This window comes from Haloarcula pelagica (genome assembly GCF_030127105.1).
Classification (GTDB): Archaea; Halobacteriota; Halobacteria; order Halobacteriales; family Haloarculaceae; genus Haloarcula; species Haloarcula pelagica.
Genome location: NZ_CP126161.1, coordinates 1,877,707 through 1,902,573 on the forward strand (window position 1 = coordinate 1,877,707; position 24,867 = coordinate 1,902,573).

The window sequence follows — 24,867 nt, forward strand, 5'->3', positions numbered from 1 at the left end:
GCGGCGAGAAGCGGCCCCGTGGTGTTACTGCTCGGCCCGGCCGGGTTCGAGGCGGAACCGGGTCGTCGGCTGGCCCTCGAACTGCGGACCGGAGCCGGTGTCGGTGAAGCCGCTGGCCTCGACGGCCGTCTGGACGGCCGCTTCGTCGTCGGGCACGAGCAGTTCGACGGTCATGTGTTCCCGTTCGGCGAACTCGATCGGTTCGGCCAGCAACCGCTCACAGACCGTCCGGTCCCCGGCCAGTTGCGTGACGTGGACGGTGCCCCGCTCGGCGTCGTAGCTGACGAACCCGACGATCTCTTCGCCCTCCTCGGCGACCCGGACCGTCCGATCGTGGACGAGGTTTCGCATCACGTCCGGCGGCCCCGTCGCGAGGTCGGCCAGCGCCTCGGCGTCAGCCTCGACAGCGTCACGTACCTCCATAGCCCTGTGTGTGTTCCCCACGCAAATAAACCGTGTGTCGGAGCCCCCTGCCTGCGGAGATGAACACAGTTATCCCGGGTGACGGCCAAGCCGACGGCAATGATTCACGCACACACCGCGCAGGTGATCGTATGCGCGTAGTCGCCAAGTTCGGCGGGACGAGTCTCGGTAACGGGGACCGAATCAACCGTGCCGCGGACTCGATCGCGGCCGCCGTCGAGCAGGGCCACGAGGTCGCCGTCGTCGCGTCGGCGATGGGGAACACGACCGACGAACTGCTGGACGGAATCGAGTACGACGCCGCCGACGAGGACCGCGCCGAGATCGTCTCGATGGGCGAGCGGACCTCCGTCCGGATGCTCAAGGGGGCGCTGGCCGCCCGCGGGATCGAAGCGGTGTTCCTGGAACCCGGCAGCGAAGACTGGCCGATCATCACCGACGAGTACGGCGAGGTCGATGTCGAGAAGACCCAGAAGCGCGCTCACGCGCTGGCCGGCCAGCTGAAAGATGTCGTGCCCGTCATGACGGGCTTTCTCGCCGAGGACCACCACGGCAGCGTGACGACGCTGGGCCGTGGCGGCTCGGACACCTCCGCGGTGATGATGGGCAACTACATGGACGCCGACGAAGTCGTCATCGTCACCGACGTTGAGGGCGTCATGACCGGCGATCCCCGCGTCGTCGAGGGCGCACGCAACGTCGGCGAGATCAGCGTCGACGAACTGCGGTCGCTGTCCTTCCGGGGCGCCGAGGTCGTCGCCCCGTCGGCGCTGTCGTACAAGGACGCCGCGCTCGGGGTCCGGGTCGTCCACTACCAGCACGGCGACCTGCTGACCGGCGGCACCTCCATCGAGGGCGAGTTCCAGAACCTCATCGACCTGCAGGAAAACCCCGTCGCCTGCGTCACCGTCGCCGGGCGGGCCATCCGGAACAGTCCCGGCATCCTCGCGGAACTGTCCGGTGCTATCGCCCAGGAGGACATCAACATCGAGGCCAACTCCTCGGGGATGGACTCCCTGACGTTCTACGTCGACGCCGACGACGCCGACGACGCCGAGGCGCTGCTCCACGACAAGGTCGTCGACGACGAGACGCTCTCGTCGGTCACCGTCGAGGACGGCATCGCCGTCATCCGCGTCACCGGCGGCGACCCGAGTCAGCCCGACCTGGCTCGCCGGGTCGTCGATCCGGTCTCGAACGCGCACATCCACCTCTACGACGTGATCACGTCGGCGACATCGGTCTCGGTGTTCGTCCCCTGGGACGACCGCGAGCAGGCGCTCGAACTCATCCAAGAGGTCTTCTAGTCGGTCGAGGCCTGTTCGAACCGGCTGGCCGGCAGGAGCAGGTCGCCGACCTCGGGCATGTGCTTGACGTTGTAGACGATCTTCGCGTCGGTCGTCGGCGCGGTGAGACAGGACAGGCGAATCCCCTTCTCGAGCAGGTCCGACGGTAAGATGTGACTCTTGGGTGAGGGCATCTCGCCGTCGACGACCGCGACCGCACAGTTCGTACAGGCGCCGCCCCGACAGGCGAAGGGCCAGGCGTACCCGCGGCCCTCGGCGGCTTCCAGCAGCGACTCGTTGCTGTCGGCGTCCAGTTCGAACTCCCCGTAGTCGGCCCGCGAGAGGGTCAGCCGGTCGGCCTTCTCGAAGAGGTCGTCGTCGTCGAGCGACCAGCCGTGGTCCTCGACCACCTCGTAGTTGAGGTACTCGACGGTGGGGCCGGCCGGTTCCGGCGGCTCGGGTTCGGGGGTCGGTTCCGGGACGGGTTCGCCGGGCTCCCAGCCGTTCTGGATCCGTTCGTAGGCGGTCTTGACCTCCTGAAACGCCTCGATCGACCCGCCCTGGTCGGGGTGGACCTCCTTGACCCGACGGCGGTAGGCGTCGACGATCTCCCGGTCGTCGGCGTCCTCGTCGAGACCCAGAATGTCGTATGGGGACTCCACGCCACCACTAGTGACGAGAGACATATATTCGCTCCCATCGCCGCAGAAGTCACCGGCCCTGGGTCAGCCGGAAGCCGATCTCGCGGGGGAGCCCCGCGTCCGAGACCGCGTGGATGACGGTGTCGGTGTCGTAGGCCACCCGGTGTTCGTCGACCGAGAGGGTCTCCAGGTCGAGCACTGCGTAGGCCGCCCGATGGTCGCCGTCGCGGGGCTGGCCGACGCTGCCGGGGTTCATCACGACGCCCTCCTCGTAGCGCTCGTGGTGCTGGCGGTGGGTGTGACCCATGACGAGGACGGCTTCGTCGTCAAGCAGGTCCGGGCCGAACTCGTCGGGATATGTGTAGTGATCGGGGTCGTCGGGGTGGCCGTGGACCAGTTTCACACGACCGTCACAGACGCGGCGCTCGTCGGGGAGAGCGGCGAGCCACGCCAGTTGCTCGTCGTCGAGCTGTTCGGTCGCGTGTTCGACGCCGGCTTTCGCCATCCCGTTGAACGCGAACGGTGTCGTGTCCGCGACCGCGCGGTCGTGGTTGCCCATCACCGTCGGCACTTCCTCGTCGGGGTAGCCGGCGTGGTCGCCGACCCCCCGCATCGCGTCGACGCAGTCGGCGTGCCAGGGGTTGTACCCCACCACGTCGCCGGCACAGACGAGCATGTCGACCGACGGCATGTCGGCCAGCACCGCCCGGAGTGCCACCCGATTCCCGTGGATATCGGAGAGAACGCCGAGTTTCATCGTGTGTGTATTGTCACCGGGGGGACTTGAGTGTCGTCACTCCCTGTCACACTCCCGCCCGGTGGTCTACTCGCCGTTGTACACTGCCACGTCGAAGGCGCCGGCCGTGCCGGCCACGCCCGCCGCACAGACGGCGTGTTCGAACTCGTGGTCGTACACCTCGCGGGCCGCGCTCCCGGCGTCGGTCGCCGCCAGATCGAACGACGTGGGGCTGTCTTCCTCGTAGGTGGCCACGAGCGTCGGCTCGGTCACTTTCTCGACGAGCAGCGCGTCCCGGCGGACGGTGCCGATCACCGCGCCCGGCCCGTCGGCCGCCGTCGTCGGGTCGTCGGCGTCGACGCCGACGATCCCCGCGATCCGGGGCGTGTCGTAGTCGTCCTTCTCGAAGTCGAGCGAAAGCAGCGGTTCGGCCAGGGCGTCCCGGGCCGGGTAGCCCAGTTCGAGTTTCTCCGCGATGGGATCGACGTGGGAGCCGTTGCCGACGACCGCGCCCCGGTCGGTGACCCGCACGCCGTTGTAGGAGATGTAGGGGTTGTCCGTCTCCGGGGCGTCCGGTGTCGGTTCGACGGTGACGGTGCCACCGCGCTCGACTGCCTGCCGGTTCGGGAACGACCGCGAGGAGACGCGGTAGGCGCCACACTCGGGGCCGACGACGACGAAGCGTCCGACGTACATACGCGAGGGTGGCGCGGGGCCGGGCAAATCGGTGTCGATGTCCGTCGCGCGGCCCGGGAGACGTGCTGTCTCCCCACACAGCCGGCCCCATCGCGCAACGCTTACAAGGGACCACCCAGTACAGTCGGTTGCACTCAGTCCATTGGGGTAGTGGCCAATCCTGAAGCCTTCTGGGGGCTTCGACCCTGGTTCGAATCCAGGATGGACTACTTCTGCGACGAGCAACACCGCGAGTCGCTGCCGTGCCAACTGGCTTCGAACCCTGGAAGTCGCAACCGCGAACGGAGTGAGCGGTCCGTCTTCCTCCGGTTCGAATCCAGGATGGACTATCCTCGCCGCGAACGAACCCGTGAGCGACAGATTCGTCACACCCGCTCTAACACTCGCTCGGCGAACCGCGTCAGTTCCGCTTCCGGCTCGTCGCCGGGCGTCGAGACGATCAGGTGGTCGACGCCGAGCGCGTCCAGGTCCCGGAGGTACTCGACGAACCACTCGCTGCCGGCCCGATACCCCTGGTGGACCGGTTCCGGGTCGGCCGTCGGGTCCTCGGTGAGCGCCACCTGCATCGCCATCGCGTACGGTTTCTCGCTGGCGGCCTCGCGCCAGTCGGCCAGATACGACTCCAGCGTGTCCGTCGGCAGGTGATAGAACAGCCAGCCGTCGCCGTGCTCGCCGAGCCACTCGACGGACTGGCGGGCGTTGCCCGTCGGGAGCAGCGGGACCGTCCCCTCGATCGGTTTCGGCACCACGTCGAGCTCCCCGTCGAGGTGGCCCCACGAACCGGACGCCTCGGGAAAGTCCTCGCGCCAGGCCGTCCGCAGCGTGTCGACGGACTCCCGGAACAGCTCGCCCCGGTCGTCGTGATCGACGCCGAAGGCGGGGAACTCCGGGTCACGGTCCCCGGTCGCGACGCCCATGACGAACCGACCCCCGGAGAGCCGGTCCAGCGAGGCGGCCTGCTTGGCGACGTGCAGCGGATGCCGAAGGGGCAGGACGACACTCGCGGTCCCGAGCGCGATGTCGCTGCTGTGGGCGGCGGCGTGGCTCAGCCACGTCCATGGGTCGAACGTCTGGCCGGCGTCGCCAAACCGGGGCCAGTACAGCGGCACGTCCCTGGCCCACAATCCGGCGTAGCCCAGCGACTCGGCGTGTTCGATCAGCGCCGTCTCCCGCTCGACAGCGGGGCGTGACTCGGCGTCGCCCGTCAGGGGGAACCCCGTGCCCACGGTGAGTTCGCTCCCCGCGAACAGGCGCGAAAAGCCCGCGTGTTCGTGGCAGTCGGTCACGCCCGCATTCGGTGACGAACCGGTTTGTGTGCTCCGGTCGCGTTCAGTAGCCCAGCGAGTCGCGGACCAGCACGAGGGTCGTCCGGTCTTCCTCGGTCTCGTGGCGGTAGATCAGTTGCTTGGCGATGACGCTCCCCTGGCCGTAGGCCTCCTGTGCGCGGGCGTCTTCCAGCGGATAGGCGACCTCCTCCAGGCGATCGAGCGCCGCGTCGAGGTCGTCGACGACCTTGTTGACCCCGGCGACGAGCAGGAGGTTCTCGGCCGCGAAGGGGTACGCCCCGATCCGACTGCCGGAGGCGTCGGCGGCGACGAGTTCGCCGGACTGGGCGATGGCGTTGACGCTGCCGACGAAGTAGTCGCTGGCCTGGGCCTCCCGGCGGGCGCGCAGGCGTTCGGCGTCGTCCTCGATGCCGTACACTTCGGCGTGGCGGTTCTCCCAGTCGTGGTCGCCCTCCATGAGGTGGTCCATGAACCCGATCTGTTCCAGCGTCGTCGAGTGGCCGTCCATCACCGACGCGCCGGCGGGGATCTCGGCCTGCAGTTCCGCAAGCGCCGCGTCGGCGTCATCGACGACGACGACATCGAAGCCGCGGGCTTCGAGGTTCGCGACTGCGTCGTCCAGTTCCTCGTCTGTCGGGTGGTCGTCCAGCGATTCGTCGTAGGATACCTGCTCGGCGTAGCCGTCCTTGTTCTGGGACACGTCGAACAGATGGAGCGAGACGGACAAAAGCCCTCGCAGACACCGCTGTCACCGGGTTACGGCCGTGTTACCGGCCGATCGCCGGAGAAATTCCCAACAGTCATACCACTCTGGACCGAAGGGCCGGACGATTGTGACAGCGGATTCGGCAGTCCAGTTCTCGCTGGTCCAACTCGACGACTACGGCCCGTGGACAGTGACGCCGGAACCCCGGCGTGAGACCTCGCTCCAGGCGCTCCAGTCCCGCCTGTACGCCGACCTGGCCGACTTCGTGGGCGACCGCGACGGCTACGTCTTCCCCGGCCGGTTCGACAACATGGTCGCGGCGACCAACGGGATCGACCCGGCCGACCACCGGCGGTTCCAGGAACGGGTCCGGAACCACTATCCGGTCACCGCAAGCGTCGGCGTCGGCACCGGCACGACCCCGGTCGAGGCGCTGGGCGCTGCCAGCGAACGGCTCCAGGCGACCGGCAGCGCACAGGACGCCGACCGGTGTGAGCGGCTGGCCGCCGACCACGAGCGGGCTCGAACGGCCCGCTCTCGGTCGCGCACTTCGACGTGATCGACGCGACCGGCACCTACACCGACCGGGTCAACGCCGTCGACGCCGAACTGGTCGTTCGGCGGGCGACGAACACGCTCGCGGAGTACATGCGCGAGCACCACGACGCCGTGACGAGTTTCGTCGGCGGCGACAACGTCATCGCGCTGTGTCCGGTGCTCCCGAAGCCGGCCTACGACGACGCCATCGAACACGTCCGGGCGGCGACCGATGTCGACCTCCGCGTCGGCGTCGGGACCGCTCGCTCGCCCTTTGCCGCCGGCCAGACGGCCAAACACGCCCTCGAAACGGGACGCGAGACGGGAGCGACCGTCACGACGCCCGACTCCGAGGCCGTCGCCGACGACTGAGGTGGTCGTGCCCCAACGGATATACCGGCTGCCTGCAAAGCGTGCCGTACATGCGAGGGGCCGGTGAACCCGATGGACAGACCGTCACTGCCGATACCGTCCGCGTGTTGCTCGTCGACGACGAGGCCGATCTCGCCGATGTCGTCGCGCTGCATCTCGAACAGCGCCGTGACTCGTTTGCCGTGACGACCGCCACCGGCGGCCAGGCCGCGCTGTCGGCGTTCGAGGCGACCGAGATCGACTGTGTCGTCAGCGACTACGAGATGCCGGGCATGGACGGCCTCGCGCTGCTGCGGGAGATCCACCAGCGCGACGAGTCGGTCCCTTTCATCCTCTACACCGGTCGCGGGAGCGAGGAGATCGCGAGCGAGGGGATCTCGGCCGGCGTCACCGACTACCTCCAGAAGCGGGCGACCAGCGACCAGTACGACGTGCTGGCGAACCGGATCGAGAACGCCGTGGCGCGACATCGCTCCGAGCGGGCGCGACAGGAGACGGAACTGCGCTACCGCAACCTGGTCGAGGCGTCGCCACACGCGATCTTCGTCCACCGCGGTCCGAACATCCTCTATGCCAACGACTCCGTCGTCGACCTGCTGGACATCGATGACCGGACCGAGATCTACGGCACCGATCCGCTCTCGTACGTCCACCCCGAGGACCGCGACCGGATCGAACGGCGGATGCACCAGGCCCTCGACGAGCGCGAGAGCGCCGGCTGGGCGGCCTGGCAGTTGCGACGTGGGGACCGCGATATCCGCCACGTCGAGAGCCGTGGGACGCCCATCTCCTACGACGGCCAGCCCGCGGTCCAGGTGGTGTTACGGGACGTGACCGACCAGCGGCGACGGGAGCAGCGCCTCGAAGCGCTCAACGACGCGACCCGGCAGTTGCTGACGGCCGACACGCCCGAGGTGATCGCCCGGGTCGCGGTCGACACTGTCGAGACAGTGTTCGACGAGTCCCTCGCGGCTGTGTGGACGTACCGCCCGGAGGCCGACCGGCTGACCGCGCTGGCGGTGACCGAGGCCGCGACCGAGCGTGCGAGCGACGCGACCGACGGGACCGGCACCACGAACCCCACCCAGGGCGACCTGGAGATGCAGGTCTTCGAGGCCGGCGAACCGCGGCTCGTCGAAGACTACGCCGACCACGACGACGCCATGACGACCGCCTTCGAGACGGTGTTCCTGCTCCCGCTCGACGACCACGGACTGCTCAGCGTCGCGGCCCTCGAACCGGACGCGTTCTCCGACGCCGACAGGGACCTGCTGGGCATCCTGGCCCGCTCGGTCGTGGCGGCGTTCGACAGGCTCTCGCCGTAGCCGAGGGGAACGCCTTTGCCCGTGACCGGCCAACGGCCGGTATGCGTATCGAGTACGACCGTGACACCTGTATCGGGATGTTCCAGTGTGTCGCCGAGTGGGACGCCTTCGAGCGGGACGAGGACGCGGGCAAAGCCGTACTGACGGACAGCGAGGAGGCGTCAGAAGGGACGTTCGTCCGCGAGGTGCCCGAGGACGCCGAACTGGACGCGAAGTTCGCCGCACGGGCCTGTCCGGTCGACGCCATCGCCGTCTACGACGACGACGGCGAGCAACTCGTCTGAACGTCTCCCTTCCGGGCGCCCGCGGGAGCGAAAGCGACAGGGGTGTGCCGTTCTCAGTACCGGTAGATGGTCCGTGACGCGCTCCGTCGGTCCGTCCGGGCGGTCCCCGCTGCTCTGGCCCGTGTCGGCCTCGTCGACCGGGAGAAGGCGACCGAGGCGACCGACCTCGCTGCCCCGGTGATGGTCACCGGCGGGCTGCGTATCCTCCTTCGCCTGGCGGACTTCCTGATGGTCGGGATCGCGCTGGGCGACGCGGCGATCGCCGGGCTGGAACTGGGGTTTCAGTACTACTTCGTCGGCTTCGGGCTCTCCCTTGCGGTCTCCTCGGGGACGATCAGCGTCGTCTCGCGACTCCAGGGCAGCGACCAGTCCGGGCGGGCGAACCTGGCGGTCAAGCAGTCGCTGTGGCTGGCGCTCGCGCTGTCGGCGCCGCTGACGGTCGTCTCCTGGCTCTACCCCGACGTGCTCGTGGGGGTACTCATCGACGACGCCGAGACGGTCCGCTACGGCGCGACGTACCTCTCGATCGTGATGCTGTCGATGGCGCCGCGGTTCTGGAGCATGGTCGCCTCCCGGTCGCTGGCCGGCAGCGCCGACACGAAGACGCCGATGTACGTCCGCCTGCTGACGCTACCGACCAACGTCGCGCTCAACGCCGTCCTCATCTTCGGACTGGGGCCGTTCCCCCGCATGGACATCGCCGGGGCCGCCTGGGGGACCGCCGTCGCGAACACGCTGGCGGCGACGATCTTTTTCGGCCTGCTCGTCTCGGGCCGGTACGCCGTCCGGCTCCCGCTTCGTGGCCCGCAGTTCGACCTCGGGCTGTTGACCGAGATCGTCCGTGTCGCGCTGCCCCTGACCGGGATGCGCCTGCTCCAGACGTTCGCGCGGTTCCCGTTCCTGTTCGTCCTGGGCGTGCTCTCGACGACGCTCGGCTTGCCGGTCGTCGCGGCCTACGCCATCGGCCGGCGCGTGATGTTGCTGGCGCTGATGCCGGCCTGGGGGTACGCGACGGCCGCCTCGACGCTGGTGGGCCAGCACCTCGGGTCGGGCGAGGAGGCCGCGGCGACCGCCTACGGCTGGCAGACGCTGCGGGTGGCGCTCGCGGTCCAGTTGGCCGTCGGCGCGGTACTGGTGGTGGCCGCCCGCCCGATCGTCGGCCTGTTCGGGACCGCCCATCCCGAACTGGCCGCGCAGTTCGTCCGCGTGTTCGGCCTGCTCGTGGCCGGCTTCTCGGTCTCGCGGACCATGCGGGGGAGCCTGCGGGGCGCCGGCGACACGCGCTGGCCGCTCTACGGGACGATCCTCGGTTCCTACGGCTTCCGGCTCCCGGTCGCCGTGCTGGCGCTGCCGACGACCTACGCGCTGACGGTGCCGCTGGTCGGGATCACCGTCTCGCCCGGCCTGGGCCTGGGGCTGCCGGCCATCTTCGTCGCGCTCGTCGGCGACTTCTACGTGAAGGCGGCGGTCAACACCGGCCGCTTCTGGACCGGGAAGTGGCGCGACGTGGCCCGGAACGCCGGTGTGGGTGCGGCGGGCGATTGACTACCCGACGACCGCTTCGGCCTCGACTTCGACGACCGCCTCCTCGGCAGCCAGTCCCGACACTTCGACCATCGTCGCCGCCGGCCGCACCTCCCCGAACACCTCGCCGTGGGCGCGCCCGACGGCGTCCATGTCGTCGATGTCAGTGACGTACATGCGAGTCCGGACGACATCGGCGACACTCGCGTCCACCTCCGCGAGCGCGTCGGCCACGATCGAGAGCGCGTGGCGGGTCTGTTCGGAGGGGTTCCCCGGCGCGACGACCTCGCCCTCGTCGTCGGTGGCGATGGTCCCCGACACCCGGACGGTGTCGCCCGTCCGGACCGCCCGCGAGTAGCCCACGGTCGATTCCCAGTCGGTGCCCGTCGAGACGCGCTGTCGCTCCATACCGGGACCGGTGGCGGCGAACGGATAGCCGTTTCTCAAGGTTTAATGCGGGCCCTGTGATACGGTGGCGTATGAGCACGGAAACGAAGGTCGTCCTGGGGACAATCGGTGCATCGACGCTGCTGTCGCTGCTCATCATCGCGAACCTGATCCTGTTCTCGGCGTAGATGTTCACCGAGCGCGAGCTGTCGGCCGAGCTATCGCGGCTGCGGGACGACCTCGCACCGGGGACGCTCGTACTCGACTGCCAGGAGGACTTCGAGTCGCTGGACCCCGCGGTCGCCGAGGAGCTCCTGCTCGTGACCGACAGCGTCGATCCGCTCTCGTTCCCGGCCGAGTGGCTCCCGCCGGACGCGCCCGAACTGCTGGTGCGCTACGCCGGCGACGAACTGACGATCGGGATGCCCGGGGACGGCGGCGTCGCCTGGACCCGCCAGACTGACCCGCCCTGCGTGTTCGTCAAGCCGCGCCTGGCCGGATCGCCCGACGACTTCGTCGACTTCCTGATCGCCGAGGCGCTCGCCGAGGTGTCTCTCGACGAGCCCGAGCAGTTCCTGGGCTTCTTCGGCGAGGCGTATCCCGGGTTCGCCGACGCCACAGCGGGGATGGGGCCGGCCGACACCTATCAACTGGCCGCGGCGCTGTACGACGCCTACCTCGGGCTCCAGACCCGGACGATATTCGCTGACTGGGCCGAGGACTACCCCGGGCTCCACGCCGCCTGGGCCGACGCGGGCGAACGGCTCGAACCACGCATCGCGGACCTGCCGACGGAGGTCGCCCGTGGCCAGACGAGCTTTCCCGCGGCCGCGGAACTGGCCTGTAGCGCCGTCAAACACGGGCTGGAACTGCCGGCGCCGTTCGACGCGCTGGCGACCGAGGCCTACCGGGACCACGGCCCGGAGTACGCCGTCCAGTGGGCCCGAAAAGTCGTCGGCGGGGAGTGACCGGCGAGCGCGAACCGGGACCGAAAACGGTCAGAGCCGTTCCAGTACCGCGTCGGCCTCGTAGTTCAGCGTCAGGTCACGGGAGCGCCCCCGGCCGTCGACGTTCGTGTACTCGGCGTCGATCAGTCCCAGTTGATCGAGCTTGTTGATGATCTCGGAGTAGCGGGTGTAACCCAGGCCGGTCTGCTCGTGGAACGCCTCGTACACGTCGCCCGCGGTGCCGCTTGCCCCCTCGGCGATCACTTCGACCAGCGCGGCCTCCGACTCCGAGAGGCCCTGGAGCCGCCGCGAGAGGTGGACGTACTTCGATTTGTCGTAGGCGTCCTCGACATCCTGGCGCTCGACGACGCGTGAGGCGCGCATCTCCGCGTTGAGGCCGGCCCGGCGCAACAGGTCGATGCCGACCCGGAGGTCCCCGCCCTGCTCCTCGGTGAGTGCGGCGACCCGGTCTAACACGCCGGGGCCGACGGCGTCGTCGTGGAAACCACGATCGACCCGTTCGTCGAGGATGTCGACGATCTCGCTCTGTCCGTACTTGTTGAAGTACACCTCTTCGGGGCGAAACACCGACTGGACGCGGGTGTCCAGCGCGTCGATGACATCCAGTTCCAGGTCCGAGGAGATGCAGATGACGCCGATCCGGGCGCCCGAGTGAGCCTCGTGGGCGCGCAACAGCGAGTACAGCGTGTCGCTTGCCTCGCTCTCGTAGAAGAGGTAGTTCACGTCGTCCAGCGCGACCACGAGCACCTGGTCGTTCTCCACGAGGCGGTCGGTGATCTGGGAGAACAGCTTCTTGAACGAGATTCCCGACGAGGGGGGTTCGTACTCGAAGATCTCGGCGAACAGCCGGGAGAAGACGGCGTACCGGGTCGAATCGACCTGGCAGTTGACCCGCACGGCCTGTACGTCGGTCTGTGCGGTGAGTTCGTCGAAGAGGATCTGGACCGCCGTGGTCTTGCCGGTCCCGGGCGGGCCGCGTGCGATGACGTTCAGGGGCCGGGAGCCACGCACCGCCGGGCGAAGCGAGTACTTCAGCGTCTCCATCTGGCTCTCGCGGTGTTTGAACGTCTCGGGGAGCCAGTCGATCTCGAAGACGTGCTCGTCGCGGAACACGGATTCGTCCCAGCCGAGCATCCCCTCGTCGGGGTCGTCGTCCATCACTTTCACCGAGCTTCCCGGACCACTTAACCATTTGCCACGCGGGAACAGACCCGCCGGAGAACGCTGCTACCGCCGACTCAGAGTTCCGCGGCGACGACCGGCGCCGCACTGACCTCGCTTTCGGCCCGTTCGAGCGTGTCGGTGCCGTAGACGGCCTCGACGCCGGCCGTCGTCAGTTTCGTCAGCGCGTTGCCCGCGAGCATCGGGTGGACACAGGTGACGAACACGCGGCTCGCAGCCCGCTCCTCGAGGACGGCGACGGACTCGCTCATCGTCGACCCGGTGGCGATGATGTCGTCGACCAGCACCACGTCCCGGCCCTCGACGGCGGCGTCGCTCGGCGTGATCGTGACCTCGCCGCTGTCGTAGTCGCGGTCCTTCTCGAAGTAGTCGGTCTCGCCGGCGCCGTAGGCGTCCCGCGCGGTCACCGCCAGGTCGATCGCGCCCTCGTCGGGCGAGAGGAAGAGGGGATCGGTGAGATCGGCGGGAAGCGGCTCGGCGAGCACGCCGGCGGCGTCGACGCCCGTCGCCGGCACGTCGAAGAAGTCACAGACGCTTGGCTCGTGGGGGTTGACCGTCAGGACGCGGTCCGTCCCCGACGAGACGGCCCGCGCCATCGCCCGCGAGGAGACCGGTTCGCCGGCCCTGAACGCCTCGTCCTGGCGGGCGTAGCCCATGTACGGGAGGACGGTCACGACCTCGCTGGCGCCGACCTCGCGGGCGGCGTCCTGGAGCTGGAGGACCTGGACGAGGGCGTCGCTGTCGACGGTCGAGGCGACGACGACGGCTCGCTCGCCGGCGACGGCTTCGGGGAGGCGAACGACGTGTTCCCCGTCGGCGAACTGTTCGTACTCGACGCGGGCCAGGTCGTCGCCCGTGGCGTCGGCGAGCGCCGCCGCGAACGACTGTGTGGCTTCCCCCGGGACAATCATGTGCGAGGGGTGGCCGGCCGGGCTAAACCCTGTTTCGGTTCGGGGGCTCTTCGTCACCGTCACTCCGGTCGACGGCGCGGCCAGGCCCACGGACCGCCCGAAAGCCCCGACACGCTCGCCTCCCGCGACCGCGACTGCGCGCCTCGCTCCGCTCGGTGCTTGTCGGGTCGGGGTTCGGCGAGCGTGTCGCCCCTTTCAGTCCCTCCGGTCGGTCGTGTCACCGGGCGCTGGCCGGCGGCTGCGGTATCGGCGGTATCTCGGCGGCTGTGTCGTCGGTCGCCTCTCGCGGGTGTCTCACCGGCAGACCCTCGCCGGCTGTGTCACCGGCCGAAACCGCCGCCGTCACGCCACGGCGACGCCGACCACCTCGGGGACGCCCAGCGAGCGCTGGCGCCACCCGCCCTGGCCGTCGGCGGTCGCCGCGTCCTCGGTGTCGACGAGGAAGGTCCCGTCCTCGGTGATCGCGTACGTGTCGTCGCCGTAAGTCACGTCCACGACCCGCTCCTCGACCGGGAGCCGACAGCGTTCCCAGCGGCCCGCGACCAGTTCGAACAGGCCGTCCGCGGCCGCCGCGTGGGTGCGGTGGCCGTCGCTGGCGACCGCTCGGTGGCTGCCCGAACGGATCGCGGTCCACTCCGCGCCCTCGCGGCCGTAGAGACCGTCGGCGGTCGCCGCGTAGCCCGGTGCCACGTCGAACACGTCCGCGAGTCCCAGCCGTTCCAGAGCCGGCAGGGCGTAGACCCCGTCCGCGGCCGCGAGCAGGCCGCCGTCGATGGCTCGCACGTCGGCCAGTTCGCCCAGTTGCTCCCAGGTGCCGTCGACGTACCGCGCGACGCGGCCCTCCCCGGCCGCCAGCAGGCCGTCGCTGTCGTAGCCCACCGCGGTCGCCGGGCCGAACCCGGTCGGGGCGAAGCCGTCGTCGGTCGAGATCAGCACGGACTCGTCGGTCGCGACCGCGATCTCGCCGTCGGCGCCGGCCACGTCACGGGCGCGACAGCGCTCGACGAGGCTGAACCGGCCGATCTGGCCGCCGGCGGTCTCGACCCGTGTCACGCCCAGGCCGGACGCGACGTAGGCGTGGGTCTCCGGTCGTTTCTCGCCGTACATCCGCTTCTCGGAGAGGGCGATGTCGTCGTCGGACACGTCATATCGCCTCTTTGTACGCTTCGAGGGCATCCTCTATGTCTTGGTCTGTGTGCGCGTCACAGATGAACTGTGACTCGAACTGGTTCGCCGTGAGGAACACCCCCTGATCTCTCATCGCGGGCCAGAACAGCCGCTCCCAGCGTTCGGTCTCGGCCTGTTTGATGTCGTGGCCGTTCTTCGGGCACTGCTCGAAGCGGGGACAGTCCTCCCGCTGCTGGCACCCGGCTTCGCAGTGTCCCTCGAAGGAATCTGGAGCTTCACGGGTGAAAACCACCTTGAACATCGAATCGGTGCCGACGACGGTGTACTCGGGGGCCTGGTCTTCGAGGATGTCCTGCAGACCGGATCGCAGCCGCTCGCCGAGGCCGTCGACGTGGCCGTACACGTCGTTCTCGGCGGCGTAGCGCAGCGTCTCCAGGCCCGCCGCCATCGTCACCGGGTGCCCCGAGAAGGTCCCGGACTGGAACACGTCGCCCGCGGGCGTGAACTGCTCGACGATCTCGCTTTTCCCGCCGATGGCACCGACGGGGAAGCCGCCGCCGACGATCTTCCCGAAGGTGGTGATATCCGGGTCGATGCCGAACTTCCCTTGTGCGCACTGGAGGCCGCCGACGCGGAAGCCGGTGATGACCTCGTCGAAGATCAGCAAGGAGCCGTGGTCGTCACACAGTTCCCGGAGCGTCTCGTGGTAGCCGTCGACGGGCTGGACGATGCCGTAGTTCCCCAGGATCGGTTCCGTGAGGACGGCGGCGATGTCCTCGCCGTGTTCGTCGAAGACCTCGTGGGCCGCCTCGGGGTCGTTGAACGGCACCGTCAGCGTGTGCTCGGCGAAGCTCTCGGGGATGCCCGGGCTGGAGGGGTGGGTGTGGTCGCCCTCGCCTTCGACCAGCGTGGACTCCTGGGCGCCGTGGTACCCGCCCTGCATGACGACGATCTTGTCGCGGCCGGTGTACCCGCGGGCGAGGCGGACCGCGGAGACGGTCGCCTCGGTCCCGCTGTTGACGAACCGCACCATCTCGACGCTGGGGACGTGGCGGGTGACGAACTCCGCGAGTTCCACCTCGACCTCGGTGGGGGCGCCGTACATCGGCCCCTCGGCGGCGGCCTGCTGGACGGCCGCCTGGACCTGCTCGGGCAGGTCGTGGCCCAGCAAGAGTGGCCCGTAGCCCATCACGAAGTCGATGTAGCGGTTCCCGTCGGCGTCGACGACGTGGCCGCCGTCGCCCTTCTCGATGAAAAAGGGGTACGGGCGCACCGCCCGCACGGAGGAGTTGACGCCGCCCGGCATGACCGACAGCGCACGGTCGTACAGCGCTCGCGACTGCTCGTGGTTCATACCCCCGCGTTCGGTCGCTCCTCGAAAGAAGTTGTTGCTCGCGGCGGTGGACGAACGGTCAGCCGCTCCCGCTGGCGGCGACCTCTCGAACCGGGATGCACGAACGTCTATATCGAACGCTGAATAAACGAACTTCGTAAAGAGATACTGTTTTACACTACCTTTTCGTGTATCCAGACACCGATATGCTGTCAGGATACGTTATTAGCGACTGTCCGGGTGGACAGTCGGGCGCCCCGCTGGCGCGTGATCCGCCGTGAGCGACTGGACGCCGACGACCTGTATGCGGTGTGCGGTCGGCTGTGGACACATGCACCGCGGAGCCGACGTGGGCTACGGCATCGACGTGGCCCGCGGGGACGCGGCACACCCGGTCAATCAGGGGCTGGCCTGTGCACGGGGCATCCGCGAGAGCAAGGACCCCGACGGCGACTGGCTCACCCGCCCGCTGGTCCGCAGCGACGGGCAACTCCGCCAGACGACCTGGGACGTGGCGCTCGCGCGGGCCATCGAGGGGCTCCGGACGGCCCACGAGGCAGATCCCGACTCGGTGGCGGTGCTTGGCAGCGGGCAACAGACGAACGAGGCGGCCTACGCGCTGGGGAAACTCGCTCGCGGGGGGTTCGGCACGCGCAACTACGACGCCAACACCACCCTGTGCATGGCCAGTGCCGTCACCGCCTACTACCAGGCGTTCGGGAGCGACGCGCCACCCTGCACCTACGCCGATATCGACGAGGCCGACCGACACGTCGTCTGGGGAGCCAACCCCGCGGTCGCCCATCCCGTGATGTTCCGGTGGCTCCGCCAGGCGGCCGACGAGGACGGCGTCGAGATCGTCGTCGTCGACCCCGTTCGTTCCGAGACCGCAGAGAACGCCGAGCGCCACGTCGCGCCCGACCCCGGGAAAGACCTCGCGCTGGCCCGGGCGGTTCTGGCACGGATCGTCGAGACAGACCGCGTCGACACCGGTTTCGTCGAGTCGGCGACCGACGGATTCGAGGACCTCCTGACGTCGCTTCCCTCGGCCGCCGAGGCCGCGGCCGACGCGGGCGTCGGGATGGACGCGCTCGACCTGCTCGCGGACGCGCTCGACCGGCAGGCCCTGGTCTACTGGGGGATGGGCGTCAACCAACACGTCCAGGGCACCGAGACGGCCCGGGCGCTGATCGATCTGACGCTGGCGACCGGGAACCTCCGGCCCGGCGGCGGCCCGTTCTCGCTGACGGGGCAGGCGAACTCGATGGGGACCCGGATCTGTTCTTCGAAGGGGACTTGGCCCGGACAGCGCCCCTTCGAGGACCCCGACCACCGCCGGACAGTCGCCGAGGCGTGGGACGTGCCCGTCGACCGGCTGCCCGACGACCCCGGTCCCGGCCCCGTCGGGATGCTCGAAGCCGGTCCCGACGCCGTCTGGACGGTCGCGACCAACCCCGTCGCCGGGATGCCCGAGGCCGACAGCGCCCGCGAGGCCCTGGAGGACGCCTTCGTCGTCGCCCAGGACGCCTTCCACACGGAGACGACCGCCGTCGCCGACGTGGTGTTGCCGGCGGCGACCTGGGGCGAGAGCGAGGGGACGACTACCAACATGGAACGGACGATCTCCCGGGTCCGGCCCGCCACGGAGGTCCCGAGCGGTGTCCGGTCGGATATCGACATCGTCGCTACCATCGGCAACCGGCTGTTCCCGGACCTGTTCGCGTCGACCTCGCCCGATCCCCGAGCGGTGTTCGAGGAGTTCACCGGTCTCACCGAGGGGACCGTCGCCGACTGCTCGGGGATCACCTACGATCGCCTCGACGCGGAACACGCCGTCCGCTGGCCCGCCCCCGACGCCGACAGTTCCGGGGGCTATCGGTACTACGACGACGAGTCCTGGGAGTTCCCGACGGCCTCCGGCCGGGCGCAGTTCTCGACCGGTCGGCAGAGAGCCCTCCCCGAACCGGCCGGCGAGGAGTACCCCCTGACGCTGACGACGGCCCGCGAGGCCGACAGCTACAACACCGGCGTCCGCTCGCGGGGCGGGGCCGCCGGCGACCTCGTCGCCCGTATCCATCCCGACACCGTCGCGGCCCACAGCGGCCGTGTCGTCGACGACCACATCGAGATCGCCTCCCGCCGCGGGACCGTCACGGCCCGAATCGACCCCGACGAGGGCGTTCCGGAAGGGATGGTCTGGCTGCCGATCCACCACCCCGCGACCAACCGGCTGACCCTCTCCGAGCGTGACCCCCAATCGAAGGAGCCCCACTTCAAACAGTGTGCGGTCCGGCTGGCCGCGCCCGAGGCGGATCTGCCGCCGGCGACCGCGGACTGATCCGCCGACTCGTTTTCGACCCCGTCCGACACTGCACGCCTGTTAGCTCCCCGCTCGTCGTCCAGACGGTGCCCGGTGGACGAACGTTTCCCAGCCGACCGATTGTTGGACGAACCCCAACTCGGGGGTCAGTCCGGCGCCCCGCAGCCACCGTATCGACCGATTGCTAGTCTGGGCGGTTCTGTATGGAGATATTTTAACGAATAGCCTTATCAAGACATGGAATAATCTATCATAACGAGAAATACCCTACATGAACGCGGATACTCGGAAGAAAACCAAACAAAACGAAGGTTCTGAACTCGACAGCTATGGCGCATAAGAAAGAGGACATCAAAGGCGAGTTGTACGGCGACGCAGTCAGGGAGAAACTCGAGGAGTTCGCGGAACGGGGCTGGGACTCGATCCCCGAAGACGAGCGCGAGGAGTGGTTCTCGCGGTTCAAGTTCTGGGGGGTGTTCCACCACCGGGGCGGCCAGGAGTCGTACTTCATGATGCGGCTGACCAACTGTGGCGGCATCCTCGAACCCGGGCAACTGCGTGCGATCGGCGAGGTGGCCCGCGAGTACGCCCAGGGGCCGGCTGACAACCCCGAGTTCGGCAACGGCTGGATCGACTTCACGACCCGCCAGTCGATCCAACTGCACTGGCTTAAACTCGAAGATATCCCCGAGATCTGGGAGAAACTCGAGGCGGTCGGTGTCTCCTCGCGCTCGGCGGGCGGGGACACGATGCGCAACATCTCGGGCTGTCCGGTCGCCGGCAAGGCCGAGGAGTACGTCCAGTCCCGCCCCATTCTGGACGAGATCCAGGAGACGATCCGCGGGGACGACGACCTCTCGAACATGCCCCGGAAGTTCAACATCTCGGTGTCGGGGTGCAAACAGGGGTGTGCCCAGGACGCGATCAACGACATCGGGCTGGAACCGGCCCACAAGTTCATCGGCGGCGAGGAAGTCGAGGGGTTCAACGTCCGCGTCGGCGGCGGCCTGGGCGGGCGCGAACCCCGTGAAGCCCGCCCGCTGGACCTGTTTGTCCGGCCCGAACACGCTGTCGAGACAGTCCGTGCGTTCGTCGAGTACTACCACGAGGCAGGTAACCGCCAGAACCGCTCGAAGAACCGCGCGCGGTTCTTCGTCGACGAGCACGGGACCGACGCCATCCGCGAGGAACTGGACGACCGGCTGGACTTCGAGTTCGAGTCGGCCGGCACGGATTTCCGCGGTGGCTACACCTACAACGCCGGCAAGCCCGACGAGCGGGGCGCCCACGACCACGTCGGCGTCTACGACCAGGTCGACGGGACCAACTACGTCGGGCTCTCGGTGCCGGTCGGTCGTCTCCCCGCGGCGGAGGCCATCGAACTGGCCGACCTGGCCGCGGAGTACGGCTCCGGCGAGGTCCGGCTGACCCGCCGGCAGAACCCGCTGATCATGGACGTACCGGACGAGAAGGTCGACGAACTGCTGGGCGAGCCGCTGCTCTCGAAACACTCGCCCGAACCGAACCCCTTCGTTCAGGGCGCGATGGCCTGTACCGGCACGGAGTTTTGCTCGCTCGCGCTCACGGAGACGAAAGCCCGGATGGCCCGCCTGCTCCGGTGGCTCGGGGACAACACCGACGTACCCGACGATGTCGACCGGATCAAGCTGCACTTCTCGGGCTGTACGGCCGACTGCGGCCAGGCGATGACCGCCGACATCGGCCTCCAGGGGATGCGCGCCCGCAAGGACGGCCAGATGGTCGAAGCGATGGACGTGGGCGTCGGCGGCGGCATGGGCGAGGACCCGACCTTCATCGAGTGGGTCCGCCAGCGCGTCCCCGCCGACGAGGTCCCGGGGATGATCAGAAACATCGTCGAGGCCTACGCCGCGCTCCGCGAGGAGGGTCAGACCTTCCGCGAGTGGGTCGACGCCACCGGCCACGAGACGATCGTCGAACTCGCCGAACCCGAGGAGGTCGAGGGGTACACCGACCCCTGTCTGGCCGACGGGAAACAGTCGTGGTACCCCTTCGACGACGGCGAGAGCCCCGCGCCGACCGACGCCAGCGGACAGCCCCTCTCGGCGGACGACTGACGATGCACGAGGACGAGCCGACCGACGGGACCGGCCCGACCACGGTCGAACAGCCGGTCCCCGGCCAACAGGTCGCCGCCTACGACGCCGCGCCGGAGCTGCTGGAGTGAGGGCCTGTCTTACCGCCTGACGACCGTTCCCGTGCGGACGACTCCGTCGCGGGCGACCGGCGGGGACCTGTCCGGTGCCGCCAGCCTGACCGCACACTGCTTGTAGTTGGGTTCGTTCGAGTCGGGATCGATCGCCGGGAGCGTCAGGTCGTTGACCGAGGGGTGGTGTACGTCCAGCCAGATCGCCCCGGGCGGAATGCCGTCGTCCGGGACGAGCGTGACGGTCACACTCGCCCGACGGGACTCGACGACGGTCCGACCCCGATCCAGCACCTCGACGTACTGGCCGGCGGTCTGGGGGTTGATCCGGGCGCGTGGCACGTCCTCGCCCGTCTCGCGGTTACGGACGCCGGTGTTGTACGCACCGGCACGCCGCCCGGTCGTCAGCAACAGGGGGTACTCGGGGTCGGTCGGCTCGGGCACGCCCTCGTAGGTCGTCGGCGCGGCGAAGCGAGCCAGCCCGGAGTCGGTCGGAAACGCCCAGCCCTCCCCGTCGTCGTAGCGGTACCCGCCCTCGCTCGTGGCGTCGGGCGCGGGCCAGCGGACCGCCCGCTCCGATTCCAGGCGGTCGTAGGTGATGCCCGAACAGTCCGCGGGCGTGCCCGCGGTGAGTTCACGGATCTCCCGGAAGACGGGCTCCGGATCTACTGGCGGCTCGTCGAACAGGCCCGGTTCGATGCGGTTCCCGACCGCGGCGATGATGTCGAGGTCCTGGCGGACGGTGTCGATCGTCTCGCTGACGGCGGTGACCCGGGAGACGCGGCGCTCCATGTTCATCACGGTGCCCTCGCTCTCGCCCCAGGTCGCCGCCGGCAACACCACGTCGGCGTGCTCGACGGTCTCCGAGCGGAAGGCGTCCTGGACGACTAGAAAGACATCGTCGAGCGCGCGCTTGACGTTCGTCGCGTGGGGCATCCCCGCCGCGGGGTTGGTCGCGACCACCCAGCAGGCGTCGACGTGGCCGCGGTTGATCCGGTCGACGATCCCGACGGGGCCGGGACCGGGGTCGTCGGGCAGCCGGTCGACGGGCACGTCCCAGGTGTCGGCGACCAGCGCCCGGCTCTCCGGGTCGTCGAACGCCCGGTGGCCCGGCCAGGTCCCCTTCGAGGAACAGACCCGGGTGCCCATCGAGTTCGCCTGCCCCGTCAGCGAGAACGGGCCGCTGCCCGGCCCCATGTTGCCCGTCGCCAGACAGAGGTTGATGAGCATCCGCGCGGCGGCGGTGCCGTGGGTGCTCTGGTTGACGCCCATCCCCCAGTACAGCAGCGTCGGGTCGGCGAAGGCGGCCGCCAGGTCGGCGACTGTCTCGACGGTGACGCCGGCGGTCTCCGCGGCGGTCTCGACAGCCGGGAGGGCGGCCACGAGGCGGTCGAACCCGTCGGTCGCCGCCTCGACGAACTCGCGGTCGATCCCGTCCGTCTCGACGAGCTGTGCGAGGACCGCGCGAGCGAGGACGAGATCGGTCCCCGGCTCGGGGGCGACGTGGTGGTCGGCGTCGGCGGCCGTCTCGCTCGCCACGGGGTCGACGACGACGAGCCGTCCGTCCGCCTCGTTCGCGCTGTCGAGAATCCACCGGTAGAGGACCGGGTGCGCGACCGCGGGGTTGGCCCCCCAGACGACGTGGGTGTCGGCCGCCGGGATATCGTCGTAGGTACAGGGCGGGGCGTCGCTGCCGAAGGCGTCGTAGTAGGCGGTGACGGCACTGGCCATGCACAGGGTGGTGTTGGCGTCGAAGTGCCGAGTCCCGATCCCGCCCCGGGCGAGTTTCCCCAGCGCGTAGGCCGCCTCGTTCGTCTGTTGCCCGCTGCCAAGCACCGCCACCGAGTTACGGTCCTCGCCGATCGCCCGGAGGAACTCCGCGGCGACTGTCCCGAGTGCCGTGTCCCAGGTCGTCGGCCGGAGCGTGTCGCCCCGCCGGATCAGCGGCTCGGTGAGCCACTCGCCGTCGGGGTTTTTCGTCTCCCGGATGCCGCGCTCGCAGGCCAGGCCGTCGGCGGTGGGGTGTCTGTGGTCGCCCTGGACCTCGTCGACGCCGTACCCCTCGTCGACGCCGCGCTGGAGCTGTCCGCAGCCGACGGCACACCGCATACAGGTCGTGGGCTTCCACTGGGTCATCGCCGGGCCACCTCGGGTTCCGGACCGGTCGTCGACACTGCTCGTGCGCGAGGACTGAATGGCGGCGACGGCGATGGGCGTGCTCGAACCCGCGTCCGTGCCCGGTGTTCGATCGTGCAACGCCGAGCAGAAATGATGTGGTGATTGGGCATTTCTACGGTTTATACTTGGGGTATTGTTACCCAAACGACCGAATAACAGTTTCGATGAACGAAAATATCGCCCTTCGGATGACAAGTCGGCAGCCGGTCCCGAGCCGGGTCGACGCTGCACCCGCTCACAGCGGCAGCACAGAGGAAGATCGCCCAATTGACGATTCCGGAGATACCCCACCGACTATTTGACGTTGGGAAATCCGGCCGGCAGAACCGGGCCAGCGACACCCACATTTGCCGGTCGTCCGACAACGCAGCGCTAATTTCGTGTTTGTAAACGGATACCGTTATGAGGTACTGAATCATGGGCTAAAGCAGCTATAATGTGTTCGAACATGGTAGAAAAACCGAGTAAAGTTCGTGAAATACAAAACGTAGGGTTCGGGTCTGGACAGCTGTCCACGTCCGCGGAGGTGCCAGCATGGGACTGATCAAGATGACGAAGTACCGGACGCTGTTGCTGGCGACGATCGGGTTCAACTTCTCGTTCCTGATCTGGTTCTCCTTCGCGCCGTTTACGGGACCGATGGCCGAGGAGTTCGGCCTCTCGACGGCGGAGATCGGCATTCTCGCGAGTTCGGCCATCTGGATGGCGCCCTTCGGCCGGATGCTGACCGGGTGGCTCTCCGATAAGTTCGGCGCACCGGCCATCTTCGCCATCGTGTTGGCCTACGTCGGCCTCTTCTCGATGGCGAGTGCGTTCATGCGGGACTACTCGCTGTTTTTCGTGACCCGGATCATCGTCGCGACGGCCGGGATCACGTTCGTCATCGGCATCCAGCACGTCGCCGAGTGGTTCGAGGAGGAGAACCTCGGGCTGGCGGAGGGCATCTACGCCGGCGTGGGTAACGCCGGCGCCGCCGGCGGGGCGCTCGTCCTCCCGCGCGTGTTCGGTAGCGGCTGGAACGGGCCGCTGTTCTCGACGAACTGGCGGGCCGCCTTCTTCTACACCGGCATCGTCTCGATCCTCCTGGCGGTGGCCTACTACACGCTGGGCGAGGCCGCAAAGAGCGAGGAGAAGCGCCAGGCCACCAAGGACAACGCGAGCTTCAAAGACTGGCTCCACACCGCCACCCGCTACGGGACCGTCGTCCTCGCGCTGGCGTACGTGATGACCTTCGGTCTGGAGCTGTCGATGAACGGCTGGCTCGCGACCTACTACCGCGAGGCGTTCAACCAGGACAACCTCGTCATCGCGAGCACGTTCGCGGCGACGTTCTCGGTCGCCGCCGGCCTGCTCCGGCCGATCGGGGGCTACGTCAGCGACGTGCTCGCTCGCAGAGAGCAGGACATCCTGCCCGTCTTCACCGGGCGCTACCGCGAGCAGTGGACGTTCGTCACGCTGTGTTTCGTCGTCGTGACCATGTTCGGGATGACCCTGGCCGGCCTGTCGGGGGTCTTGCTGGGTGCGGTCGCCGTCGGCTTCCTCGTCGGCACGGCCTGTGCCTTCGCCGAGGGATCGATCTTCGCGATGGTCCCCTCGATGTTCCCCAACAGCTCCGGGGCGGTCGCGGGCGTCGTCGGCGGCGTCGGAACCGTCGGCGGGATCGTCTACCCGCTGATCTACTCCGCACCGTGGCTGGCGAACCTCCACCTGGGCTACTCCGTCGTCGCGGCCTCGATGATCCCCATCGTGTTGCTGTCGGCGTGGGTGTTCCGCCCCGAGGTCGCGAAAGTCGCCAACACCGCCGGCTTCGTCGGCAGTTCCGGGGGAACCGACGCGGCCGTCTCCGGGGACGACTGATGCGGTCCGCGGTCGTCCTGGCCGGCGGGTACTCCACCCGCTTTGGCCGGCAGGACAAGGCAGTCGCCGAACTCGACGGCGACCCGCTGATCCGCCAAGTCGTCGACAGCGTCGCCGGGGCGGTCGACGAGGTGGTCGTCAACTGTCGGGACGAGCAACGCGGCGCCATCGCCGAGGCGGTCGGCAGCGCCGACGTGCGCTACGCGATCGATCCGGTCCCGGACGGCGGCCCGGTCGCGGGTATCCGGACCGGCTGTCGGGTCGCCCGCGGGGAGTGGACGGTCGTCACCGCCTGTGACACGCCGTTCGTCGAGCCGTCGCTGATCGAAACGCTGTTCGAGCAGTGTGGCGGCGACGGGGCGGTCCCGCGGATCGCCGGTCGGAACCGACCGCTGACGGCCGTCTACGCCACCGACGCCGCCGTCGCGGCCGCCGGGACGACCCTCGGGACGGGCTCGCGGTCGGTCACGGACTTCCTCGATCGGCTCTCGCCGGTCGTCGTCCACGATCCGGCCCGCCCGAGACCGTCGCGGACATCGACACGCGGGCGACCCTGCAGTCGCTGTGTTCGCGCTCGACCTGACCACACCGGTCGCTACCCA

The 24,867-nt window shown here is 68.9% G+C and carries 21 protein-coding genes, 1 tRNA gene and 2 pseudogenes; 12 read left to right on the forward strand and 12 right to left on the reverse strand.

From position 1 onward, the window contains the following. Nucleotides 1-24 precede the first annotated feature (24 nt). Nucleotides 25-423, reverse strand: a complete 399-nt coding sequence (locus tag P1L40_RS09870; RefSeq protein ID WP_284006689.1) for a hypothetical protein — start codon at nt 421-423, stop codon at nt 25-27. A 131-nt stretch (nt 424-554) separates the two neighbouring features. On the opposite strand from P1L40_RS09870, the gene P1L40_RS09875 reads away from it, so the two are divergent. Further along, entirely contained in the window at nt 555-1,730 is a 1,176-nt protein-coding gene (locus P1L40_RS09875) for an aspartate kinase (protein WP_284006690.1), read from the forward strand. Here P1L40_RS09875 and fer read toward each other — a convergent pair. The 3 genes from fer to P1L40_RS09890 form a co-directional block, all read right to left on the reverse strand. After that, entirely contained in the window at nt 1,727-2,371 is a 645-nt protein-coding gene (fer, locus tag P1L40_RS09880; RefSeq protein ID WP_284006691.1) for a ferredoxin Fer, read from the reverse strand. The genes P1L40_RS09875 and fer overlap by 4 nt on opposite strands. A 49-nt stretch (nt 2,372-2,420) precedes the next feature. Next, nucleotides 2,421-3,107 (reverse strand): metallophosphoesterase family protein, encoded by a 687-nt coding sequence (locus P1L40_RS09885; RefSeq protein WP_284006693.1) that lies wholly within the window; start codon nt 3,105-3,107, stop codon nt 2,421-2,423. 66 nt (nt 3,108-3,173) lie between these two features. Beyond that, the gene (locus P1L40_RS09890) at nt 3,174-3,782 is read right to left on the reverse strand and encodes an IMP cyclohydrolase (RefSeq protein ID WP_284006694.1); all 609 of its coding nucleotides are present in this window, start codon (nt 3,780-3,782) and stop codon (nt 3,174-3,176) included. A 136-nt stretch (nt 3,783-3,918) separates the two neighbouring features. Here P1L40_RS09890 and P1L40_RS09895 point away from each other — a divergent pair. Beyond that, a tRNA-Gln gene (locus P1L40_RS09895) sits at nt 3,919-3,991 on the forward strand. 156 nt (nt 3,992-4,147) lie between these two features. Here P1L40_RS09895 and P1L40_RS09900 read toward each other — a convergent pair. Both P1L40_RS09900 and P1L40_RS09905 read right to left on the reverse strand, forming a co-directional pair. After that, nucleotides 4,148-5,068 (reverse strand): LLM class oxidoreductase, encoded by a 921-nt coding sequence (locus tag P1L40_RS09900; RefSeq protein ID WP_284006695.1) that lies wholly within the window; start codon nt 5,066-5,068, stop codon nt 4,148-4,150. A gap of 43 nt (nt 5,069-5,111) precedes the next feature. Continuing rightward, nucleotides 5,112-5,768, reverse strand: a complete 657-nt coding sequence (locus tag P1L40_RS09905) for an LUD domain-containing protein (RefSeq protein ID WP_284006696.1) — start codon at nt 5,766-5,768, stop codon at nt 5,112-5,114. Nucleotides 5,769-5,931: 163 nt separating this feature from the next. Here P1L40_RS09905 and P1L40_RS09910 point away from each other — a divergent pair. The 4 genes and pseudogenes from P1L40_RS09910 to P1L40_RS09925 all read left to right on the forward strand — a co-directional run bounded on the left by P1L40_RS09910 (nt 5,932) and on the right by P1L40_RS09925 (nt 9,837). After that, nucleotides 5,932-6,683 (forward strand): annotated as a pseudogene (locus P1L40_RS09910) (GTP cyclohydrolase IIa). A 50-nt stretch (nt 6,684-6,733) separates the two neighbouring features. Continuing rightward, nucleotides 6,734-8,008 (forward strand): response regulator, encoded by a 1,275-nt coding sequence (locus tag P1L40_RS09915; protein ID WP_284006697.1) that lies wholly within the window; start codon nt 6,734-6,736, stop codon nt 8,006-8,008. A 41-nt stretch (nt 8,009-8,049) separates the two neighbouring features. Continuing rightward, nucleotides 8,050-8,292 carry a ferredoxin gene (locus tag P1L40_RS09920; protein ID WP_284006699.1) on the forward strand — a complete coding sequence of 81 codons (243 nt, stop codon included), beginning with the start codon at nt 8,050-8,052 and terminating at the stop codon, nt 8,290-8,292. Between the two features lie 66 nt (nt 8,293-8,358). Beyond that, complete coding sequence (locus P1L40_RS09925) at nt 8,359-9,837, forward strand: MATE family efflux transporter (RefSeq protein WP_284006701.1); 1,479 nt, start codon at nt 8,359-8,361, stop codon at nt 9,835-9,837. On the opposite strand, the gene P1L40_RS09930 is transcribed toward P1L40_RS09925, so the two are convergent. Beyond that, a complete protein-coding gene (locus tag P1L40_RS09930; RefSeq protein WP_284006702.1) occupies nt 9,838-10,224 on the reverse strand; it encodes a RidA family protein in 387 nt (128 codons plus the stop codon). Nucleotides 10,225-10,295: 71 nt separating this feature from the next. On the opposite strand from P1L40_RS09930, the gene P1L40_RS23545 reads away from it, so the two are divergent. Together P1L40_RS23545 and P1L40_RS09935 are read left to right on the forward strand one after the other, a co-directional pair. Next, entirely contained in the window at nt 10,296-10,391 is a 96-nt protein-coding gene (locus tag P1L40_RS23545; protein ID WP_419181153.1) for a hypothetical protein, read from the forward strand. Further along, on the forward strand, nt 10,392-11,171 hold the full coding sequence (locus P1L40_RS09935; RefSeq protein ID WP_284006704.1) for a DUF7089 family protein: 780 nt from the start codon (nt 10,392-10,394) through the stop codon (nt 11,169-11,171). Nucleotides 11,172-11,201: 30 nt separating this feature from the next. On the opposite strand, the gene P1L40_RS09940 is transcribed toward P1L40_RS09935, so the two are convergent. The 4 genes from P1L40_RS09940 to hemL form a co-directional block, all read right to left on the reverse strand. Then, entirely contained in the window at nt 11,202-12,329 is a 1,128-nt protein-coding gene (locus P1L40_RS09940) for an ORC1-type DNA replication protein (RefSeq protein ID WP_284006706.1), read from the reverse strand. A gap of 80 nt (nt 12,330-12,409) precedes the next feature. Next, on the reverse strand, nt 12,410-13,264 hold the full coding sequence (gene prs / locus P1L40_RS09945) for a ribose-phosphate diphosphokinase (protein ID WP_284006707.1): 855 nt from the start codon (nt 13,262-13,264) through the stop codon (nt 12,410-12,412). Nucleotides 13,265-13,606: 342 nt separating this feature from the next. Beyond that, the gene (locus P1L40_RS09950) at nt 13,607-14,407 is read right to left on the reverse strand and encodes an HVO_0234 family beta-propeller protein (protein WP_284006709.1); all 801 of its coding nucleotides are present in this window, start codon (nt 14,405-14,407) and stop codon (nt 13,607-13,609) included. Nucleotide 14,408: 1 nt separating this feature from the next. Next, nucleotides 14,409-15,746: a glutamate-1-semialdehyde 2,1-aminomutase gene (gene hemL, locus P1L40_RS09955; protein ID WP_284006711.1), complete on the reverse strand. Its 1,338-nt coding sequence runs from the start codon at nt 15,744-15,746 to the stop codon at nt 14,409-14,411. Nucleotides 15,747-16,056: 310 nt separating this feature from the next. Here hemL and nasA (P1L40_RS09960) point away from each other — a divergent pair, with 310 nt between their 5' ends. Both nasA (P1L40_RS09960) and P1L40_RS09965 read left to right on the forward strand, forming a co-directional pair. Then, nucleotides 16,057-18,063: an assimilatory nitrate reductase NasA gene (nasA, locus tag P1L40_RS09960; RefSeq protein WP_284006713.1), complete on the forward strand. Its 2,007-nt coding sequence runs from the start codon at nt 16,057-16,059 to the stop codon at nt 18,061-18,063. Nucleotides 18,064-18,374: 311 nt separating this feature from the next. Continuing rightward, nucleotides 18,375-20,141, forward strand: a complete 1,767-nt coding sequence (locus tag P1L40_RS09965) for a nitrite/sulfite reductase (RefSeq protein WP_284006715.1) — start codon at nt 18,375-18,377, stop codon at nt 20,139-20,141. Between the two features lie 119 nt (nt 20,142-20,260). On the opposite strand, the gene nasA (P1L40_RS09970) is transcribed toward P1L40_RS09965, so the two are convergent. Continuing rightward, nucleotides 20,261-22,366, reverse strand: a complete 2,106-nt coding sequence (nasA, locus tag P1L40_RS09970; RefSeq protein ID WP_284006717.1) for an assimilatory nitrate reductase NasA — start codon at nt 22,364-22,366, stop codon at nt 20,261-20,263. 576 nt (nt 22,367-22,942) lie between these two features. Here nasA (P1L40_RS09970) and P1L40_RS09975 point away from each other — a divergent pair. Next, nucleotides 22,943-24,265 carry an MFS transporter gene (locus tag P1L40_RS09975; protein ID WP_284006718.1) on the forward strand — a complete coding sequence of 441 codons (1,323 nt, stop codon included), beginning with the start codon at nt 22,943-22,945 and terminating at the stop codon, nt 24,263-24,265. Continuing rightward, nucleotides 24,265-24,675, forward strand: a pseudogene (locus P1L40_RS23550) (molybdenum cofactor guanylyltransferase); the annotation flags it as partial. The gene P1L40_RS09975 and the pseudogene P1L40_RS23550, both read left to right, overlap by 1 nt. Between the last annotated feature and the right edge of the window lie 192 nt (nt 24,676-24,867).

Excerpts from the sequence above, each read along its gene's own strand:
- P1L40_RS09890 (WP_284006694.1), bottom strand. The coding sequence starts at position 3,782 with ATGTACGTCGGACGCTTCGTCGTCGTCGGCCCCGAGTGTGGCGCCTAC.
- P1L40_RS09965 (WP_284006715.1), top strand. The coding sequence starts at position 18,375 with ATGGCGCATAAGAAAGAGGACATCAAAGGCGAGTTGTACGGCGACGCA.
- P1L40_RS09870 (WP_284006689.1), bottom strand. The coding sequence starts at position 423 with ATGGAGGTACGTGACGCTGTCGAGGCTGACGCCGAGGCGCTGGCCGAC.
- nasA (WP_284006713.1), top strand. The coding sequence starts at position 16,057 with ATGCACCGCGGAGCCGACGTGGGCTACGGCATCGACGTGGCCCGCGGG.
- P1L40_RS09940 (WP_284006706.1), bottom strand. The coding sequence starts at position 12,329 with ATGGACGACGACCCCGACGAGGGGATGCTCGGCTGGGACGAATCCGTG.
- P1L40_RS09930 (WP_284006702.1), bottom strand. The coding sequence starts at position 10,224 with ATGGAGCGACAGCGCGTCTCGACGGGCACCGACTGGGAATCGACCGTG.
- P1L40_RS09935 (WP_284006704.1), top strand. The coding sequence starts at position 10,392 with ATGTTCACCGAGCGCGAGCTGTCGGCCGAGCTATCGCGGCTGCGGGAC.
- P1L40_RS23545 (WP_419181153.1), top strand. The coding sequence starts at position 10,296 with ATGAGCACGGAAACGAAGGTCGTCCTGGGGACAATCGGTGCATCGACG.
- P1L40_RS09915 (WP_284006697.1), top strand. The coding sequence starts at position 6,734 with ATGCGAGGGGCCGGTGAACCCGATGGACAGACCGTCACTGCCGATACC.
- P1L40_RS09875 (WP_284006690.1), top strand. The coding sequence starts at position 555 with ATGCGCGTAGTCGCCAAGTTCGGCGGGACGAGTCTCGGTAACGGGGAC.
- nasA (WP_284006717.1), bottom strand. The coding sequence starts at position 22,366 with ATGACCCAGTGGAAGCCCACGACCTGTATGCGGTGTGCCGTCGGCTGC.
- P1L40_RS09925 (WP_284006701.1), top strand. The coding sequence starts at position 8,359 with ATGGTCCGTGACGCGCTCCGTCGGTCCGTCCGGGCGGTCCCCGCTGCT.
- P1L40_RS09975 (WP_284006718.1), top strand. The coding sequence starts at position 22,943 with ATGGGACTGATCAAGATGACGAAGTACCGGACGCTGTTGCTGGCGACG.
- P1L40_RS09885 (WP_284006693.1), bottom strand. The coding sequence starts at position 3,107 with ATGAAACTCGGCGTTCTCTCCGATATCCACGGGAATCGGGTGGCACTC.
- prs (WP_284006707.1), bottom strand. The coding sequence starts at position 13,264 with ATGATTGTCCCGGGGGAAGCCACACAGTCGTTCGCGGCGGCGCTCGCC.
- P1L40_RS09920 (WP_284006699.1), top strand. The coding sequence starts at position 8,050 with ATGCGTATCGAGTACGACCGTGACACCTGTATCGGGATGTTCCAGTGT.
- hemL (WP_284006711.1), bottom strand. The coding sequence starts at position 15,746 with ATGAACCACGAGCAGTCGCGAGCGCTGTACGACCGTGCGCTGTCGGTC.